The 17,789-nt window shown below is 30.7% G+C and carries 18 protein-coding genes and 5 tRNA genes; 21 read left to right on the forward strand and 2 right to left on the reverse strand.

Annotated elements, in window-relative coordinates; genetic code table 11:
• Positions 1-39: 39 nt before the first annotated feature.
• From B5E79_RS13940 to B5E79_RS09850, 15 genes are all read left to right on the forward strand, one after another.
• The gene (locus B5E79_RS13940) at positions 40-171 is read left to right on the forward strand and encodes a hypothetical protein (RefSeq protein ID WP_255376353.1); all 132 of its coding nucleotides are present in this window, start codon (positions 40-42) and stop codon (positions 169-171) included.
• Entirely contained in the window at positions 168-794 is a 627-nt protein-coding gene (locus tag B5E79_RS09785) for an HAD family hydrolase (RefSeq protein ID WP_087297883.1), read from the forward strand. Before B5E79_RS13940 ends, B5E79_RS09785 begins: the two co-directional genes overlap by 4 nt.
• Positions 795-2,162 (forward strand): MATE family efflux transporter, encoded by a 1,368-nt coding sequence (locus tag B5E79_RS09790; RefSeq protein ID WP_087297884.1) that lies wholly within the window; start codon positions 795-797, stop codon positions 2,160-2,162.
• Between the two features lie 68 nt (positions 2,163-2,230).
• Positions 2,231-2,899 (forward strand): N-acetylmuramoyl-L-alanine amidase family protein, encoded by a 669-nt coding sequence (locus B5E79_RS09795; RefSeq protein ID WP_087244813.1) that lies wholly within the window; start codon positions 2,231-2,233, stop codon positions 2,897-2,899.
• A 75-nt stretch (positions 2,900-2,974) separates the two neighbouring features.
• Positions 2,975-3,051: transfer RNA gene (locus B5E79_RS09800), tRNA-Ile, on the forward strand.
• 24 nt (positions 3,052-3,075) lie between these two features.
• A tRNA-Ile gene (locus B5E79_RS09805) sits at positions 3,076-3,152 on the forward strand.
• Between the two features lie 16 nt (positions 3,153-3,168).
• A tRNA-Ala gene (locus B5E79_RS09810) sits at positions 3,169-3,244 on the forward strand.
• An 84-nt stretch (positions 3,245-3,328) separates the two neighbouring features.
• A complete protein-coding gene (bsh, locus tag B5E79_RS09815; RefSeq protein WP_087297885.1) occupies positions 3,329-4,285 on the forward strand; it encodes a choloylglycine hydrolase in 957 nt (318 codons plus the stop codon).
• A gap of 72 nt (positions 4,286-4,357) precedes the next feature.
• Complete coding sequence (locus B5E79_RS09820) at positions 4,358-5,107, forward strand: putative ABC transporter permease (RefSeq protein ID WP_087297886.1); 750 nt, start codon at positions 4,358-4,360, stop codon at positions 5,105-5,107.
• A complete protein-coding gene (locus B5E79_RS09825) occupies positions 5,094-6,110 on the forward strand; it encodes a PTS sugar transporter subunit IIC (RefSeq protein WP_087297887.1) in 1,017 nt (338 codons plus the stop codon). Before B5E79_RS09820 ends, B5E79_RS09825 begins: the two co-directional genes overlap by 14 nt.
• A gap of 32 nt (positions 6,111-6,142) precedes the next feature.
• Positions 6,143-7,603, forward strand: a complete 1,461-nt coding sequence (locus B5E79_RS09830) for a UDP-N-acetylmuramoyl-L-alanyl-D-glutamate--2,6-diaminopimelate ligase (protein ID WP_087244809.1) — start codon at positions 6,143-6,145, stop codon at positions 7,601-7,603.
• 38 nt (positions 7,604-7,641) lie between these two features.
• Complete coding sequence (locus B5E79_RS09835) at positions 7,642-9,036, forward strand: polysaccharide deacetylase family protein (protein ID WP_087297888.1); 1,395 nt, start codon at positions 7,642-7,644, stop codon at positions 9,034-9,036.
• A 98-nt stretch (positions 9,037-9,134) separates the two neighbouring features.
• A complete protein-coding gene (locus B5E79_RS09840; RefSeq protein ID WP_087244807.1) occupies positions 9,135-9,761 on the forward strand; it encodes a hypothetical protein in 627 nt (208 codons plus the stop codon).
• Positions 9,762-9,844: 83 nt separating this feature from the next.
• Positions 9,845-11,188, forward strand: a complete 1,344-nt coding sequence (locus B5E79_RS09845; RefSeq protein ID WP_087297889.1) for a glycoside hydrolase family 1 protein — start codon at positions 9,845-9,847, stop codon at positions 11,186-11,188.
• A 183-nt stretch (positions 11,189-11,371) separates the two neighbouring features.
• Positions 11,372-12,391 carry a LacI family DNA-binding transcriptional regulator gene (locus B5E79_RS09850; protein ID WP_087297890.1) on the forward strand — a complete coding sequence of 340 codons (1,020 nt, stop codon included), beginning with the start codon at positions 11,372-11,374 and terminating at the stop codon, positions 12,389-12,391.
• Between the two features lie 15 nt (positions 12,392-12,406).
• Here B5E79_RS09850 and gltX read toward each other — a convergent pair whose 3' ends face one another.
• Positions 12,407-13,816 (reverse strand): glutamate--tRNA ligase, encoded by a 1,410-nt coding sequence (gene gltX, locus B5E79_RS09855; protein ID WP_087297891.1) that lies wholly within the window; start codon positions 13,814-13,816, stop codon positions 12,407-12,409.
• A gap of 48 nt (positions 13,817-13,864) precedes the next feature.
• On the opposite strand from gltX, the gene B5E79_RS09860 reads away from it, so the two are divergent.
• From B5E79_RS09860 to B5E79_RS09875, 4 genes are all read left to right on the forward strand, one after another.
• Positions 13,865-13,940 (forward strand) — tRNA-Gln (locus B5E79_RS09860).
• Between the two features lie 720 nt (positions 13,941-14,660).
• The gene (locus tag B5E79_RS09865; protein WP_087244803.1) at positions 14,661-14,879 is read left to right on the forward strand and encodes a hypothetical protein; all 219 of its coding nucleotides are present in this window, start codon (positions 14,661-14,663) and stop codon (positions 14,877-14,879) included.
• Position 14,880: 1 nt separating this feature from the next.
• Positions 14,881-15,141, forward strand: coding sequence for a hypothetical protein (locus B5E79_RS09870; RefSeq protein ID WP_143746781.1), 261 nt, complete (start codon positions 14,881-14,883; stop codon positions 15,139-15,141).
• A 176-nt stretch (positions 15,142-15,317) separates the two neighbouring features.
• Positions 15,318-15,557 carry a hypothetical protein gene (locus B5E79_RS09875; protein WP_087297893.1) on the forward strand — a complete coding sequence of 80 codons (240 nt, stop codon included), beginning with the start codon at positions 15,318-15,320 and terminating at the stop codon, positions 15,555-15,557.
• A 156-nt stretch (positions 15,558-15,713) separates the two neighbouring features.
• Here the strand turns inward: B5E79_RS09875 and B5E79_RS09880 are convergent.
• Positions 15,714-15,789, reverse strand: a tRNA-Glu gene (locus B5E79_RS09880).
• Between the two features lie 290 nt (positions 15,790-16,079).
• Between B5E79_RS09880 and B5E79_RS09885 the strand changes: the two genes are divergently transcribed.
• Entirely contained in the window at positions 16,080-17,345 is a 1,266-nt protein-coding gene (locus B5E79_RS09885; protein WP_087297894.1) for a UDP-N-acetylglucosamine 1-carboxyvinyltransferase, read from the forward strand.
• 101 nt (positions 17,346-17,446) lie between these two features.
• The gene (gene rpmE, locus B5E79_RS09890; protein WP_087297895.1) at positions 17,447-17,650 is read left to right on the forward strand and encodes a 50S ribosomal protein L31; all 204 of its coding nucleotides are present in this window, start codon (positions 17,447-17,449) and stop codon (positions 17,648-17,650) included.
• The last annotated feature ends 139 nt before the right edge of the window (positions 17,651-17,789 follow it).

The following is a 17,789-nucleotide window of genomic DNA, read 5'->3' on the forward strand; positions in this document are numbered from 1 at the left end:
CCAGGACTTCCTCCTTATTGAGATGTTATTGAAGAAGGAATGAAGATATCATTAGCATATAGTGCTTATTTATTTTTAAAAGAACAGTTACAACATAAACGTATTTTATATCCACATCAGTGGTTAAAAGAAGCTTATGAAGATTTATCAAGAGAGGAAAAAAAGATATGAAAAAGTATAAAGCAGTTATTTATGATATTGATGGAACAGTTTTAAATACATTAAATATGAATATGTATCCATTAATGAGAATTATTAAAGAAGAATTAAATGAAGATTGGAGTTTTGAAGACGTTTTAAAATTTGCGGCTTATCCTGGTATGAAAGTGATGGAAGAATTAAATATAAAAGATAAAGAAAAAACATATGCCAGATGGGTTCAATATGTCAATGAATATGAAAAAGGAGCAACACTTTATGAAGGATTTGAAGAGGTTTTTATAAAACTGGAAGAAGCAAGGATTATTCAAGCTGTGGTATCTGCCAAAACAAAGGCTCAATATCAAATTGATATGGTTGAAAAAGGGTTGGATAAGTATATGAAAGCTACAATATTAGCAGAAGATACTGATAAACATAAACCAGATCCAACACCTTTATTAGAATGTTTAAAAAGATTACAGCTTCAACCTGATGAAGTGATTTATATTGGTGATGCTCGTTCAGATGAATTGGCTTCTCAAAATGCTCATATAGATTTTGGATATGCTAAATGGGGTAATGTCGCTAAAGAAGAAATGAAAAATGCAACAATTGTTTTAGAAAAACCATTAGATTTATTACAGCTTATATAAATGCAGAATCAAAATAACTTTGCATTAGGAAATGTATCCCAGCATATTTTACATATTGCTGGACCAATGATTGTTGCACAGTTTATCAATATTTTATATAACGTTGTTGATCGTATTTATATTGGAAGATTACCTGATGTAGCTACTCTTGCGATGAGTGGCTTAGGTTTATGTTTGCCATTAATTTCAATTATTATTGCTTTTGCGAATTTATTTGGTATGGGTGGTTCACCACTTTGTTCTATAGCGAGAGGAAGTGGAGATCATGATTTGGCAGAAGAAATTATGGGGAATTCGTTTTCTTTACTGATTCTTTTTTCAGTTTTGATTATGATCATTGGACTGTTGTTTAAAGAACCGTTATTATGGGCTTTTGGAGCCAGTCAGAATACCATTACATATGCGAATGATTATATGAGCATTTATTTATTAGGAACGCCATTTGTTTTGATTGGTTTAGGCATGAATAGTTTTATTAATAGTCAAGGTTTTGCGAAAATAGGCATGATGACAGTTTTGTTAGGTGCTGTAACAAATATTATTTTGGATCCTATCTTTATTTTTGTTTTAGCAATGGGAGTCAAAGGTGCAGCGCTTGCAACTGTAATATCACAGTTTGTATCTGCCTTATGGACATTCCAATTTTTAACAGGTCAAAAAACGATATTGAAATTAAAAAAAGAAAGACTGAAATTAAAAATAAAACATGTGAAAAAAATATTTGCTTTAGGGATGGCTGGATTTATGATGGGATTGACAAATTCTGTTGTTACAATTGTTTGTAATGCCACACTTCAGACACATGGTGGAGATTTCTATATTGCGATTATGACAATTATTAATTCTATTAGAGAGGTTGTATCTTTACCAGGACAAGGCTTAGCTAATGCTTCACAACCAGTGCTTGGCTATAATTATGGAGCTAAACAATATCAAAGAGTTTTAAAAGCTATTCGTTTTACAACAATCACTTGCTTCTTAACGAGTTTTCTTTTATGGCTCAGTATTACTTTGTTTCCTCAATTTTATATTCAGATCTTTAGTCATAATCCAGAAATCATAACACATGGAACGCAAGCTATTCATTTATACTTTTTTGGCTTTTTTATGATGGCTTTTCAAATGACGGGACAAGCTGTGGCGGTAGGATTAGGAAAGTCTAAACAGGCGGTTTTCTTTTCACTTTTTAGAAAAGTGATGATTGTTGTTCCATTGACTTTGATTTTGCCTATATATATGGGTATTGATGGTGTTTTTATTGCTGAAGCTATCAGTAACTTTATTGGTGGAGGCGCATGTTATTTAACAATGATGTTGACAATTGGAAAAGATTTAAAGAAAAAACGCTTATCTGTCGCTAAAGGTTAATATAAGGAGAAAGACTCTAAGCATAAAGACATTTCTTTTTTCATATAAATAAACGGGTGATGATTCATATGAAAAAAATGATGTCTTTTATTATTCTTTTTGCTTTATGTACATGTTTATATAAACCAGTTATTCATGTTTCATCATCACAATTGTTAAATCAAAGAGTGATAGTTTTGGACCCTGGTCACGGGGGTTTAGACAATGGAGCGAGTATTGCTGGAGTCGATGAAGATGAATTAAATTTGAAAATCAGTTTTGCATTGAAAGAAGAATTGGAATCACGTGGAGCAACGGTTTATATGACAAGAACAGATGACCAGGATATGACAAGAAGAAATTATAACTATTCTAAACAGGATGATATGTATTTAAGAGCGTTAAAGATTGATGAATATCAGCCAGATTTATTTTTAAGTATTCATTTGAATTCTTCAAATTCTAGTGCCTGGGGATCACAAGTTTTTTATTATAAAAAAAGTGAGGATGGGAAAAGATTAGCTGATAGTATTCATAATCAAATGAAAACCTTAACGGGAACAAGGAAAAATATTTCATCAAGTAGTTTTTATATATTGCGTGCAACACAATCACTGGGAGTATTGATTGAATGTGGCTTTTTATCTAATGCTAATGAAAGAGGACAGTTAAAAAGTCGCAGTTATCATAAAAAGCTGGCGACAGTGATTAGTGATGGAATACAGGGTTACTTTCAGGCTTTATCTGCTCCATTATAAAAATATATCTTAAAAAATAAAAAAAGTATTGACGAAAAAAGAAGCCTATGCTAATATATTAGGGCAGTCGTTAATGGGCCTGTAGCTCAGCTGGTTAGAGCGCACCCCTGATAAGGGTGAGGTCGATGGTTCAAGTCCATTCAGGCCCACCATTAATAACTGTTATATATATACATGGGCCTGTAGCTCAGCTGGTTAGAGCGCACCCCTGATAAGGGTGAGGTCGATGGTTCAAGTCCATTCAGGCCCACCATGTATAATTGAATAATGGGGCTTTAGCTCAGCTGGGAGAGCGCCTGCTTTGCACGCAGGAGGTCAGCGGTTCGATCCCGCTAAGCTCCACCATTATGTATGTAACCTATATATCAATATAGGTTTTTTTGTTATTTGATAGAAATTGGTCTATAATGGTAATGAGGTGATTTTGATATGTGTACAGCATTTCAATTAAATGGGTATTTTGGTAGAAATTTAGATCTGGAAACAACATTTGGTGAACAGGTTGTATTGACACCAAGACATTATTCTTTTCCATTAAAAAATGGAACATTATTTAAAAATCAATATGCAATGATTGGTATGGCAACGGTTATGGAAAACTATCCATTATATGCTGAAGCTATGAATGAAAAGGGATTATGCATGGCTGGCTTATATTTTCCAGGGAATGCTCGTTATTTTCCTGAACAGGCCAACAAAACCAATATAACGCCTTATGAACTCATTCCCTATATTTTAGGGCAATATCAAAGCGTACAAGAGGTCAAAAAGGTTATTGATCGTTTTCATCTTTTGGATATTCCATTCCACGAAAAATTGCCTTTAGCACCTTTACATTGGATCATTGCCGATCAAAAAGAGAGTCTGATTCTAGAATCAACAGAATCAGGATTGCAGGTTTATCAAGATGCTTTTCATATTTTAACCAACAATCCACCTTATCCTTATCATCAATGGAATGTCCATAACTATATGCATTTAACATCTTCTTATCCTCAAGATCATTTAACTGACCAATCATTGAAGCCTTATGGAAACGGATTTGGGACAATCGGTATTCCTGGTGATTTTTCACCTGCTTCACGTTTTGTGAAAACATTGTGGTTAAAGGAAAATGCTGTGATGAGTGAAAAAGAAGAAGAGAATATCAGTCAGATTTTTCATATTTTAGATGCTGTAGCAATGGTCAAAGGTTCAGTGAAAACAGCACAAAATCAAGAAGATTATACGGTTTATTCTTGTTGTATGAACATGAATGATGGGGCTTATTATTACAAGACATATGAAAATAATCAAATTCATTGTATTCAAATGAAAAATAAAGTTTCTGCTTCACAATTATCCATCTACCCATTAAATAGACAACAAAATATTCAATATCAATGAAACTGCGTAAGCAGTTTTTTTCTTGCTTAATCATAAAAACGAAGTATAATATTTCTAGATAAGGAGTTTATTATGGAAAAATATATTAGTGCTTATATTGTAACTTTTTATATATATGGTTTTGCAGGATGGATTTGGGAATCTTTGATATGTCCAATTATGACGCGTCATAGAATTAAAAATAGTGGCTTTTTAAATGGACCTATTGTTCCAATATATGGTTTTGGAGCCATCACTGTCTCTCTTTTATTTTCTGCTAATGAAAGTTATTTATCTGTTTTTATTGAAGGAGCATTTGTGGCCTGTGTGATTGAATATATAACATCATGGGCTATGGAGAAACTTTATCATAGAAGATGGTGGGATTATTCTGATAAAGCTTTTCATGTTAATGGAAGAGTTTGTTTAGAAGGTTTTTTAGTTTTTGGTGTTTTTAGTGTTGTTGCAGTGAAATTTGTTCAACCTTATTTGTTAGAAAAAATCATGCAACATGGCTTAATTACATTGGTTGTGATTGCAACAATGTTAACGACAATATTTATTATTGATCTTATTTTTACAGTCATATCATTGACACATTTGGATGAACGTTTAGATGAATTTATGAAGGATATAGAATCTTCAATGCAAAAATTGATTGATGATGTTGAACAAAGTAAACACAGTTTTAATGAATTAATGGATTTATGGAAAGAAAATGATATCTCAAGTTATCGTCAATGGATACATGATAAATCTATGAGTGAGCGTCGTATTATGAAAGCTTTCCCTGCATTAATGAATCATCAAAGAAAAGAGGAAAAACAGGATGGCAAGAAATAGACATGAAAATTATATTGTAAGAACATTGAATGGATTGGCATATGGCTATTTTGTGAGTGTTGTCTTTGGTATCATCTTGAAACAGATTGGGACGGCTATTCATATCAATATGCTTTATCAATGGGGAGTCATGCTTGGTTATTTAATGGGACCTGCCATTGGTATTGCAATGGGCTTATGTATTGATGCTAGAGGGATGAATTTGTTGACGGCATTGCTGGCTGGAACGATCGGTGCCGGAACAATTGTTGTAGATGGCGGTCAGATATCGCTTGCGACGGGGAATCCATTGTTAGCTTATATAGCTGTCATTTTAGCAATTGAAGTAGGGCGTTTGGTACAGGGAAAAACACCTTTTGATATTTGGCTGGTACCAGTTATGTCAATTGGCTGTGCTGGTTTGGTTGTCTGGCTTATAGGACCATTTATGCATCAAATTTCTTTCTGGCTCAATAGTGTAATGAAACAATGTGCGACTATGCCTTCTGTTTTAATGGGAATGCTAGTTGCTTTATTAGCTGGTGTCATCACAACATCACCACTTTCATCTTTACTTTTAACAAGTATAATGGTTGATTTTAATGGTGTTGTTTTAGGAGCTGTACTGGCTGGAGTATGTAGTCAAATGATTGGATTTGCTGTGATGTCAATGAATGATAATCGTTTTGGTGAAGTTTTGGCTATTGGTTTAGGGACAAGTCTTTTACAGTTTAAAAATATTGTCAAACGACCTGTTATATGGATACCACCACTACTTGCCAGTATGTTAAGTGGAATGATTTCAGTGCTTTTTTCTTTACGTTGCAATGTTCAAGGTTCAGCTATGGGACTAACAGGATTATTAGGATTAACGGATTCATTTTCAATCATGGCAACAACTTATTGGATACCACTGTTTTTGATAGATGTTGTTTTGCCAATGGTTGTTTGTTATAGTATGTATAAAGCATTTAGAAAATTAAATTACATAAAAAATGGGGATTTACAAATATCTCAAATTTAAAGATAGATATCAAATGAGGAATGGTGAGGAAAATGAAATTAAATGAATTACTAGATGAAATGAATTATCAGTTCATTCAAGGACATTTAGATGAGGAAGTTTCACAAATAGATTATGATTCCAGAACAGTTCAATCAGGCAGTCTATTTGTTTGTATTCCTGGCGCAAAGGTTGATGGACACTCTTTTATTGATCAGGTTATTCAAAAAGGTGCAAAGGTTATTGTGATTGAACATCCAGTGGAATATCAGGAAGGAATCACTTATTTATTAGTTGATAATGCAAGAAAGGCTTTAGCGTTACTTTCTTGTGCTTTCTTTCATCATCCAAGTCGTCAAATGAAAGTCATCGGGATTACTGGAACTAAAGGGAAAACAACAACATCTTATATGGTGGCTTCTATTTTAGAAAAAGCTCATAAAAAAGTCGGCATTATTGGAACAATTGGTTCTATTGTAAATGGTGAATTTAGGAAAACAAAGAATACCACACCTGAATCTTTTGAACTGCAAAAATTAATGCATGAAATGGTAGAAGCTGGTTGTGAATATTGTGTTATGGAAGTTTCATCACAGGGACTTATGTTAGACCGTGTAACAGGTATTGATTTTGATATAGGTGTTTTTACGAATTTATCACCTGATCATATTGGTGAAAATGAGCACCGCTCTTTTGAACATTATATGTCATGTAAAAAACAATTGTTTCAAATGTGTCGCATTGGTTTATTCAACAAGGATGATGAACATTATTTAGATATGATAGATCGTGCTCACTGTCAGATTCAAACTTATTCTATAGATCAGGAAAGTGATTTACAGGCTTGCAACATCAATCTTTATCGTCAAGATAATATATTAGGTGTGACATTTGATACAAATGGTGTCATTTCAGCATCATTTCAAACGAATACACCTGGAAAATTTAGTGTCTATAATTCATTAGTCGCAATTATGATATGTCATCTTTTAGATATAGATGTTCCTTATATCCAAGAAGCTTTAAAACAAGTCAGTGTAAAAGGACGTGTAGAAATGGTACCAGTTCCTCGTCCATATACAGTTTTTATTGATTATGCACATAATGCGTTATCTTTTGATAGTATCTTATCGACTATGAGTGAATATCATCCTCACCGTATTTATTGTGTCTATGGATTAGGTGGACATAGAGATGTGCATAGACGTTATGGAGCTGGAGAAATTGTCGCAAAATATCATGCTTTCTCTATTTTAACAGCAGATAATCCACGCGGCGAATCAGTACAAAAAATCTGTCAGGATATTATTGAGGGGATCAATAAAGAAAATGGGGAATATATTGTTATAGAAGATCGTCAACAAGCCATTCATTATGCTCTTGAGCATGCTGAAGCTCATGATATTATTTTGTGTCTAGGAAAAGGGCATGAAGATTATCAGATTTTGGATGAAGAACCATTACCTTTTAGTGAAAGACAAATCATTGAAGAATATTTTCAACAGGAGGACTAAAAAAGACTTTTCATTCATATAGTATCTTGGTGATACATATGAAAAAAGTCTTTTTTTATACTTTTGTATTTTGTTTGATTGTCTTAATTGTTTATCTATTTTTACAGCCACGTATAACTTTTGTGGATAAAGAAATTCATTTAGCATTATATCAGGAAGTTGAACCGCTACAATATATTGAAAAACTTTCACATATCGAAGAAGATGAAATCAAGATTGATAATCAAGTTGATAATAGTCAACTTGGTCAATATAAAATAGTCTATTCTTATCATCAAAAAGTTTTTACTTTAATTGTTTATGTTGATGATATGTTACCTCCACAATTTGAAACACAAAATAAGACAATTTTGAAAGATGAAACAATATATGCAAAAGAATTGGTTAAAAACATTCGTGATGATTCTAAAACAGAAGTTTATTTTCAACAAAATTATACTTTTCATGAAGTGAAAACTTATAAAGTTGTAGTTGTTGTGGAAGATAGTTATGGAAATAAATCAGAGAAAAGTGCCTATGTACAAGTTCAGGCAAAAGATGAACAGCCACCAGTAGTGAGTGGTTTGACACCCATTACATTATTGATTGGAGATGAAATTGATTTAAAAAAAGATGTCATTGTTAAAGATGATCATGATGATTCACCAGTATTAACCATTGATGATTCTAAATTGAATATTCGTAAAATTGGTGAATATGAAGTTTATTATCATGTTAAGGATCAATCGGGTAATGAGGATACATTTATAAGAAAGATTGAAGTTTTAAGTCAATATGATAATCGTGAAGCTTTAAGTGATGGGAAGAAAACGTGTTATTTAACCTTTGATGATGGTCCATCATCAAATACCAAAGAAATTCTAGAAATTCTAGATCAATATCATATTAAAGCAACTTTTTTTGTGACAGGAACCTCCCCTAAAGATTTTCATTATATTAAAGAAGCATATCAAAAAGGGCACACAATAGGATTGCACACATATAGTCATGATTATGAATATATTTATAGTTCTTTAAAAAATTATATAAGTGATTTAAATAAAATTAAGGATGTTGTTTATCAACAAATTGGAATGAATGTGAATTTTATACGTTTTCCAGGTGGTTCCAGTAATCTTGTTTCTAAGAAATATAATGATGGTATCATGACACGTTTAACAAAAAAGGTTATTGATTTAGGATATCAATATTATGATTGGACTTCTATTAATGGTGATGGAGAAGGGATTAAAACGGTAGACGGTCTTAAAAAGAAAGCTATTGAAGAAATTGGGAATCGAGAAGATATTATGTTTTTGATGCATGATAGTGGAACACAAGGAAATACTGTCAAGGCACTGCCAGATATTTTAGATTATCTCATTGAGCAGGGATATGTTTTTCAGGTATTGGATGAAACTTCTCCAACGTTTCATCATCATGTTCAAAATTAAGAGATTTGTTTGTTATTATGTCAAAGAGTTTAGACTAAAAATAAATAAAATCGAGATAAAAACATCTCTTTGTTGTATAATAGACAAGAGGTGTTTTTATGCTTTTAAATGAACAACAATATCAACATGCATTCAATTTACTGTGTCATCCAGAACAGAAAAGTTTATTTTTATTAGAATTTGAACAATGGTTTGAGCAGGTTTTTCAATTAAAACTTTATGATTTTATTTATGATCAGACACATGATAATCAATCCAGATTGAAACTCATATTATGGAATCATGATGATCAACAAAAAATGAAGAATGGTATAAATTTTGATGAAACAAAGCAACAGAAAATTCGTGAACAATTCTTATTACTTTGTCAAAAACATCATATATCTACAAAGTGTCCTTCGATTATCAGTTATGATACATTGGAAGATGAAATAAGAAAAAGAATTTTAAACCAGGTACAAAAAGAAATACAAAATATTCATAGACCATATATATGGAAAATCAAAATTATTTTTGATCAAGTTCATGTTTTCTATAAAACAGATGAGCAATGTGAAGCTTGCCAGCAAACGGGTATATCTCAAGAAATCAATCAAAAAATCTTAGACATAGTCAAGCCATTGGATTCATTTCATGTTTTTCATGATAATTTTTCGTGTGTTTTTACCAGTCAACAGACATTGAATGAAAAATATGATGGGAAAATGTTTAATTATACAAGATAGTTTTATTAAAAATTCAAGTTATTTTTCATTGAATTTCAAGTAAATTGATGAAAAAATAAAAGTAAAATAAAGGAGGATGAACGATGTTAAGAAAAGATTTTTTATGGGGTGGGGCAGTCACTGCTCATCAAAGTGAAGGAGCTTATCAGGAAGGAGGAAAAGTTCCAGCTGTCTGTGATTTAACTGTAACAGGTGATTTCTCAGATTTTAAAGATGGTATTGATAGTTATCATAGATATAAAGAAGATTTTGACTTATTTCAAGAAATGGGATTTAATGCTTATCGTTTTTCTATAGACTGGTCTAGATTGATGAGTGATGAAAATACTTATAATGAAGCAGGTTTCCAATTTTATGATGAATTTATTGATGCCTTAAAAGAAAGAGGAATGGAACCTATTCCAACTTTATATCATTTTGAAATGCCAGTTTATTTACAAGAAAAATATAATGGTTTTGCAAGTCGAAAAGTTGTTGATATTTTTGTGGAATTATGCAAAAAAATTGTAGATCGATATAATGATAAAGTTAATTATTGGATTATTTTTAATGAACAAAATGGTATTCTTCAAAAAGGACCTAAAATGTTTTTTGGTGGAGTATGTCCTGAAGGGATGAACCCACAAACATTTGATAATCAAATTATGCATAATACTTTGATTGCACATAGTTTAGTCAATGATTATATTCACCAAAAAGGTGGAAAAGTCATGGGAATGGCCACTGTTGTTCAAAGTTATCCTGAAACTTGTCATCCTTTAGATACACTTGAAAGTATGAAAGCACAAAGTGAAGCTTATGTTTTCTTAGATGTATTTGCAAGAGGACATTATAATTCTTATTACTATGCAAATATGAAAAATGAAGGAACAATGCCTGAAATTCTTGATGGTGATTTTGATATTTTAAAATTAGGAAAAACTGATTATTTATCTATTAGTTACTATATGTCTACAATTTCTCATTATGGAGAACAAAGTTTAACAAATGTCAATGATGTTGTAATTAAGAAAAATCCATATTTGGAAATGTCTGATTTTGGATGGTCAATTGATCCTGTTGGATTAAGAATTACTTTACGTCAATTATACGATCGTTATGAAATGCCTATCTATGTAGTTGAAAATGGCTTTGGTTGTGATGATGAAATCAATGAAAATGGTGAAATCATTGATGATTATCGTATAGATTATATGCGTAAGCATATTGAAGAAATGAAAAAAGCAGTTGAAGAAGGTGTAGATTGTCGAGGATATCTTGTCTGGGGACCAGTTGATATTTTAAGCAGCCGTGCTAATATGAATAAAAGATATGGGATGATTTATGTCAATCGTAAAAATAATGATTTAAAAGATATGAAAAGAATGAAGAAAAAATCTTTTGATTGGTACAAACATGTCATTGAAACAAATGGAGAAGAATTATAAAAAAGCCATGTTATAACTGATATGGTAACCGCCCTTAACAGTATTTTATTAAGGGCGGACATCATATCATAACGACATGGTTTTTTCTATTTGATAATGATATACTATAAAAGATAAAAACAATTATAAAATATTTTTAAAAAGATATAATGAAAATAATAATGAGAATAAGAGGAATTAAAGATGAAGGTAACAATGAGAGATATCGCTGAAAAATTGAATATTTCGATTAATGCTGTATCCATTGCTTTAAATGATAAACCAGGTGTGAGTGATCAAATGCGTTTGCTTATTTTACGTACGGCTGATGAAATGGGATATATTAATGAAAAGCGAAAATATTTATCTGTTTTTTCTAGATCAAATATATGTATTATGATGCAAAGTTATTATGCAGATGCAGGCCATTTTTATTCCATTGTTTTAAAATCTATTGTAGAAGAGGCTAAGATTTTAGGCTATTCTTCCATTATGCACTATTTTGAAGATGCCAATATGGATATCCCTGAATGTATTTTAGAAAGAAAAGTAGCAGGTATTTTGATTGTTGGAAAAATCTCTTCTGGAAATCTAAAAACATTAAAAAATCCAGGAATACCAATTGTATTAGTTGATTTTACTTCATTGTATGATGCTTGTGATTGTATACTCACTCATAATAAACAAGGTGGGTATATGATTACAAACTATGTTATTCAAAAAGGATACAAAAAGATTGGCTTTTTTGGTGATTTGAACTATTCTTTGAGTTTTCAAGATCGCTTTATAGGATATAAGGAAGCGCTTATTCATCATCATTTGATCAATGGGTATTGTGATGAACAATATATTCATAAATATTCTTTTTTAGAAAATATTGAAAAGTACATTCTTCACCATCAGATAGATTGTATTGTATCTCTTTTACAATCGAAAGAATTACCTGAAGTACTTATTTGTGCTAATGATTCAAATGCTTTTATAGTTATACAGGCCTTAACAAAATTAGGTTTGAAAGTTCCTGATGATATTGGAGTAACAGGATTTGATGACATACCTTTAGCACAAAAAATGATTCCCCCTTTAACAACATTACAAGTTCAAAAAGAAAGTATGGGAAAAGAGGCTGTACACAGACTGGTTGATCGTATTCAAAGAAAGGATTATATTCCAACCACAGAGTTATTAAGTGTTCATATTATTGAAAGATTATCTGTGAAGTAAATGAATTATCTGTATTTATAGAGAATCTTTAAGATTTTGAATAGCTTGATTCAGACGTTTCAATGTTTCTTCTTTTCCGAATATGTGGACTAGTTCAACGGCACCACCAGCACTAGAACGTTTATGAGTTAAGGCAGCTCTGACAGGTTCCATGATTTGACCATTTTTCATACCATTTTCTTTAGCAAGATTGATAAAGAATTGAAGAATATTTTCATCATTTTGAAAATCTGATATTTCATGCAAATGGTTTTGTACTAATAAGAGAGCATTGAGTGATTTTTCAGGATTTGTTTTAAATTTTTTATGAGAATAGACTTGAATATCAAATGGATATGCCTGATTGATAAAGTCTAATGTTTCTTGAATGATTGCATCATTGACCTGAAGTAAACGAGGTTGTAGGACACGAGAGACTTCTAATAAATGAACAGATTGATGAATAAAAGAATAGTGTGGTAATAAAAGTTTATGAAAATCCTGCAAAGGCATATTGCGTAAATACATACCATTGATCCATTTTAATTTTTCTATATCAAAAATAGCAGGAGCTTTAGAAATATGATGAATATCAAATTGTTCAATCAATTCATTTAAAGATAAGATTTCACAACCTTCAGGAGCCCATCCTAAAAGTGCAATATAATTCATAATAGCTTCAGTTAAAAAACCCTGATTTTTTAAATCATAATAAGATGCATCACCATCACGTTTACTTAATTTATGTGTTTCATCTTTATTGACGGTAGGAAGGTGAATATAAGTGGGGATATCCCAACCTAATGTCTGATAAATCAGATTATATTTAGGAGTACTGGAAAGATATTCGTTTCCTCGTACAACATGAGTGATGTTCATGAGATGATCATCAATAACATTTGCAAAATTATATGTAGGATAGCCATCACTTTTAATGAGAATACCTTCATTTAAGGTTTTGTTTTCGACTTCAATATGTCCATAGACTTCATCATCAAAACTCGTTATACTTGTTTGAGGAATGGTTTGTCTAATAACATAAGGAGTACCATTTTGAATCTTTTGTTGAATTTCTTCATCACTTAAATGAATACAAGGATCTTGTTCTTTGATTTCATCTGAACAAAAACAATAATGAGCACCACCTTTACGAATTAATTCTTGAGCATAATGATGATAAATATCTAATCTTTGTGATTGGATATATGGTCCATAAGGACCACCCATTTGAGGACCTTCATCATAATGTAGACCTGTTTCTTCTAAAGTCTGATATATCAATTGACTGGCATTACTGACTTCTCTTTTTTGATCAGTATCTTCAATTCTTAAAATAAAGTCCCCATTATTCTTTTTGGCGATTAAATAACAATATAAAGCTGTTCTTAAATTACCAATATGCATGTAGCCAGTAGGACTAGGTGCAAAACGTGTGCGTATTTTCATTTTTTTCTTTACTCCTTTAAAAAAAAGATATATAATAGATTTTGTGATTGGGGTATAGCCAAGTGGTAAGGCATCAGACTCTGAATCTGACATTTCCTTGGTTCGAATCCAAGTACCCCAGCCATAGAGTTATCAAAGAATCATTCGTGATTCTTTTTTTAATTTAAATTATAAATGATATGAGTGTCAAATCTCATTTCATATAGATTGATTTTATAATCTCTATTCTTTATTATATGAGCAAAAAATTATTTTCGCAATGAAATATACATATTATCATTTTAGTATTTATAGATGTTTTAAAGGTCAATGATTAAAATCTGGACCCTTCAATTATTTAAAGTCCTATTGGCGTAGTTCTCTTTCTCTTTGAGTATTTTTATTTACTCATATAGTTCCCACTTCTAGTGTGCCACAAAGAATGATAGTGTAAATTAAAAGAATGATAAAATACGTCAATTGAAAAATGAAATTTTATTCCTAGACGACATTATGATTGGAGGAATATTTTTAATGTATTTTTGAACGTCAATTAAGTTGCTTTTATACTTATATAAATAATCATCATAAATAAGAAGTCATAAACTATGTTTTTTTAAATGAGTGTCGTAAATTAATATGTAAATTTTTAATTTTAACTACTTTTAATATAGACTTAAAAATATTTTTTCAATTCTTTTTAATTTAATTGGATATATACTAATGATATTATAATAAATACAGTTTCTAAATATGTGGATAAAAAAAGATATTTCCTTGATATTCAATGTCATATGTTTTATCTCTAATTTAAGAGTATATTTTTCTTTGATATTATGGTATATTATAAGCAGAGGTGATATTCATGGATTCTAAATTGAATGTAAATGATTTTCCAACTTCTAATGGTATTTCTAAAATACCTACAGATTTATTAACAAAAATGATAAAAATTTATAATGATAGTATTGATGAAGAATTTGAGAATAGAACTTTAGAAAAATATAAGCTCATCAAAGAAGGAAAAATAAAAACACATACTGAAGAAGAATTTTTTACTATTTTGGAAGAATCAGGGCTTTAATGTGTATAAGGTTATTGTTTCTGCAGAAGTCAGTATGTTTTTATTAGAAAATAGAATGAGAATCAAAGATGAATTACAGGAAAAAATAAATGTTTTAAAAGAAAATCCTAGATTATATCCAGTTATTCATAACAATGATATTGTAAGGTCGTTTTATATACGTTCACTAGCTTTTTCGTATATTATAGATGATAATAATAAACTAATAACAATTACTGAAGCTGTATTTATTAAATCATCATTAAAATTGAAAGTAAAATAATATGTTAGGGGTTGTTTTTTTAACTCCTTTTATTTTTTCTTTTTATATTTAAAAATCAGTAGATATAAAAATATATTATTATTAAAATCAAGATAATAATATGTGAATATATCTGTATATATTGAATATGTACGGACAAAAATGCATACTAGGGATAAAATGTGAGGAGATGTAATATGATGAAAAAAGAAAGAATTGAATTAAGAGTCAGTAAAGAAGAGAAAAAAATAATGAATGATGCATTAGAAAATGATATGAGCATGATTGATTATATATTGAGATGTGTTAATGCTCAAAGATGCTGTATAAATAATAATAGTATAAAGTTAGATAACACAAAAGATATTACCGAATGCATAATGGATTTTGATGATATTGCTAGTAAAAAAATGATGAACGATCAAGACGCATGTTGAAAAGATTGGGGGGATTTAGAATGTCTATTATAATTGTGATGAATATAAATAAGAAGTCATAAACTATGTTTTTTTCTAAATGAGTGTCGTATGAGTGTCGCAGGTGCTTTTAAAATGAAAAAAAAGTCCATTTTATCAGACTTTTTTGATTTCTACTGGTAGTCCGTAGGGGTTTCGAACCCCTGAATGCTAGGATGAGAACCTAGTGTGTTGACCACTTCACCAACGGACCATTTTTGACTATACTATAAGTATAGCACTCTCAAATAAAGTGTAAAGATTTTTTTGAAATAAATGCAATAAAATGATTTATAAAAGTATTAATATAATAGAGATATTTTATTAGAAATAAATATGAAATAAGATTGTGATATATCCATTTGAATGATATAATGAAGTCGAAAAATTTTTTGAAATTGTTTTGATATTAACGATATAAATGTGTATAATCTCATTAAAAAGAAAAATAGTGTCATAAATATTGATTAGATATATATAAATAAGTAGAAAGGAAATAAACACATGGCAGAAGTAATTGCGATTGATGGTGGATATAAATTAAATGGAACAGTAAGAATTAGCGGAGCAAAGAATGCAACAGTAGCATTGATTCCGGCAGCAGTTTTGTCAGATGGACCAGTAGAAATATTAGGAGTCCCAGAAATTTCAGATGTTGCAGCTCTAGCAACACTTTTAAGAGAATTAAAATGTGATGTAGAAATAGATGGAGAACGTATTAAAGTAGATCCAACTCATATGGAAGATATACCTTTAGTAAGTGATGCAGTGAACAAGTTAAGAGCTTCTTATTATTTTATGGGAGCATTACTAGGAAAATATAAAAGAGTCAAAATTAAAATGCCTGGAGGATGTTATTTAGGACCACGTCCTATTGATCTTCATTTAAAAGGATTTGAAGCTTTAGGAGCAAAAATCACATATGAAGATGATACGTATTTATTAGAAGCAGAAGAATTAGTAGGAAATTCTATTTATTTAGATTTTGCTTCTGTTGGAGCAACAATCAACATTATGTTGGCAGCAGTGCATGCTCAAGGAAAAACAGTCATTGAAAATGCAGCGAAAGAACCTGAAATTATTGATGTTGCCAATTTGCTTACAAAAATGGGAGCAAAAATCAGAGGTGTAGGAACGGATACAATTACGATTGATGGAGTTGATCATTTGAGTGGAACTTTTCATGAAATCATTCCTGATCGTATTGAAGCTGGAACATTCTTGATTATTGCTGCAGCGGCGGGTGAAAAGGTTATTGTTCAAAATATTATTCCTCAACACTTAGAAGCTTTAATTTCAAAGTTAAAAGAAATGGGAATTAAAATGGATGTTGTAGGAGATAGTATTGTTGTTTATGGTCGAGATGATGCTTTAAAACCAGTTAATGTTAAAACGCAGATTTATCCTGGTTTTGCGACAGATTTACAACAACCTTTAACAACACTTTTAACACAGGCACAGGGTGATTCGCATGTGAAAGAAACAATCTATATTGAACGTTTTAAACATTGTCCACAGCTTAATAAAATGGGAGCTCATATTGATTTAGAAGAAGCTGCCAGTGTGATTCATGGTCCAACACCATTGCATGGAACAAGAGTTGAGGCTACTGATTTAAGATGTGGTGCAGCTTTGGTTATTGCTGGACTTATTGCTGAGGGAAGAACTGAAATTACAAACGTTTATCATATTGATCGAGGGTATGATAACATTGATCATAAATTAATTACATTAGGAGCACATATTACAAGATATCATATTGATGAATAAAAAATAAAAAAACTATTGTTTTTATCGTCAAGAAATGATATTATAATTGAGCAACTTACTTTGAAGTAGCAAATATTTCAAGGCGGAAGGAGAAATGAAAAATGAAAAAAGGAATTCATCCAGATTATAAAAAAGTAAAAGTCGTTTGTACTTCTTGTGGTGCTGAATTTGAAACTGGATCAGTATTAAACGAAATTCGTGTTGATACATGTTCAAATTGTCATCCATTCTATACAGGAAAACAAAGATTTGCTAGTGCTGATGGACGTGTAAAAAAATTCAATAAAAAATACGGACTTAAATAAAAAGAACCTGCTTATGCAGGTCAGGCTGTTGACAAAGTGGTAGAATTTTTTATTAAATCTACCACTTCTTTTTATTTTTTATGCAAATTGATAAATTTGTACTATTTTCCTTATATGTCTTTCTTTTTTGTTCGGTGAG

The organism is Massilimicrobiota sp. An134, from assembly GCF_002160815.1.
Classification (GTDB): Bacteria; Bacillota_I; Bacilli_A; order Erysipelotrichales; family Coprobacillaceae; genus Allocoprobacillus; species Allocoprobacillus merdigallinarum.

Excerpts from the sequence above, each read along its gene's own strand:
- B5E79_RS13940 (WP_255376353.1), top strand. The coding sequence starts at position 40 with ATGAAGATATCATTAGCATATAGTGCTTATTTATTTTTAAAAGAACAG.
- B5E79_RS09785 (WP_087297883.1), top strand. The coding sequence starts at position 168 with ATGAAAAAGTATAAAGCAGTTATTTATGATATTGATGGAACAGTTTTA.
- B5E79_RS09790 (WP_087297884.1), top strand. The coding sequence starts at position 795 with ATGCAGAATCAAAATAACTTTGCATTAGGAAATGTATCCCAGCATATT.
- B5E79_RS09795 (WP_087244813.1), top strand. The coding sequence starts at position 2,231 with ATGAAAAAAATGATGTCTTTTATTATTCTTTTTGCTTTATGTACATGT.
- bsh (WP_087297885.1), top strand. The coding sequence starts at position 3,329 with ATGTGTACAGCATTTCAATTAAATGGGTATTTTGGTAGAAATTTAGAT.
- B5E79_RS09820 (WP_087297886.1), top strand. The coding sequence starts at position 4,358 with ATGGAAAAATATATTAGTGCTTATATTGTAACTTTTTATATATATGGT.
- B5E79_RS09825 (WP_087297887.1), top strand. The coding sequence starts at position 5,094 with ATGGCAAGAAATAGACATGAAAATTATATTGTAAGAACATTGAATGGA.
- B5E79_RS09830 (WP_087244809.1), top strand. The coding sequence starts at position 6,143 with ATGAAATTAAATGAATTACTAGATGAAATGAATTATCAGTTCATTCAA.
- B5E79_RS09835 (WP_087297888.1), top strand. The coding sequence starts at position 7,642 with ATGAAAAAAGTCTTTTTTTATACTTTTGTATTTTGTTTGATTGTCTTA.
- B5E79_RS09840 (WP_087244807.1), top strand. The coding sequence starts at position 9,135 with ATGCTTTTAAATGAACAACAATATCAACATGCATTCAATTTACTGTGT.
- B5E79_RS09845 (WP_087297889.1), top strand. The coding sequence starts at position 9,845 with ATGTTAAGAAAAGATTTTTTATGGGGTGGGGCAGTCACTGCTCATCAA.
- B5E79_RS09850 (WP_087297890.1), top strand. The coding sequence starts at position 11,372 with ATGAAGGTAACAATGAGAGATATCGCTGAAAAATTGAATATTTCGATT.
- gltX (WP_087297891.1), bottom strand. The coding sequence starts at position 13,816 with ATGAAAATACGCACACGTTTTGCACCTAGTCCTACTGGCTACATGCAT.
- B5E79_RS09865 (WP_087244803.1), top strand. The coding sequence starts at position 14,661 with ATGGATTCTAAATTGAATGTAAATGATTTTCCAACTTCTAATGGTATT.
- B5E79_RS09875 (WP_087297893.1), top strand. The coding sequence starts at position 15,318 with ATGATGAAAAAAGAAAGAATTGAATTAAGAGTCAGTAAAGAAGAGAAA.
- B5E79_RS09885 (WP_087297894.1), top strand. The coding sequence starts at position 16,080 with ATGGCAGAAGTAATTGCGATTGATGGTGGATATAAATTAAATGGAACA.
- rpmE (WP_087297895.1), top strand. The coding sequence starts at position 17,447 with ATGAAAAAAGGAATTCATCCAGATTATAAAAAAGTAAAAGTCGTTTGT.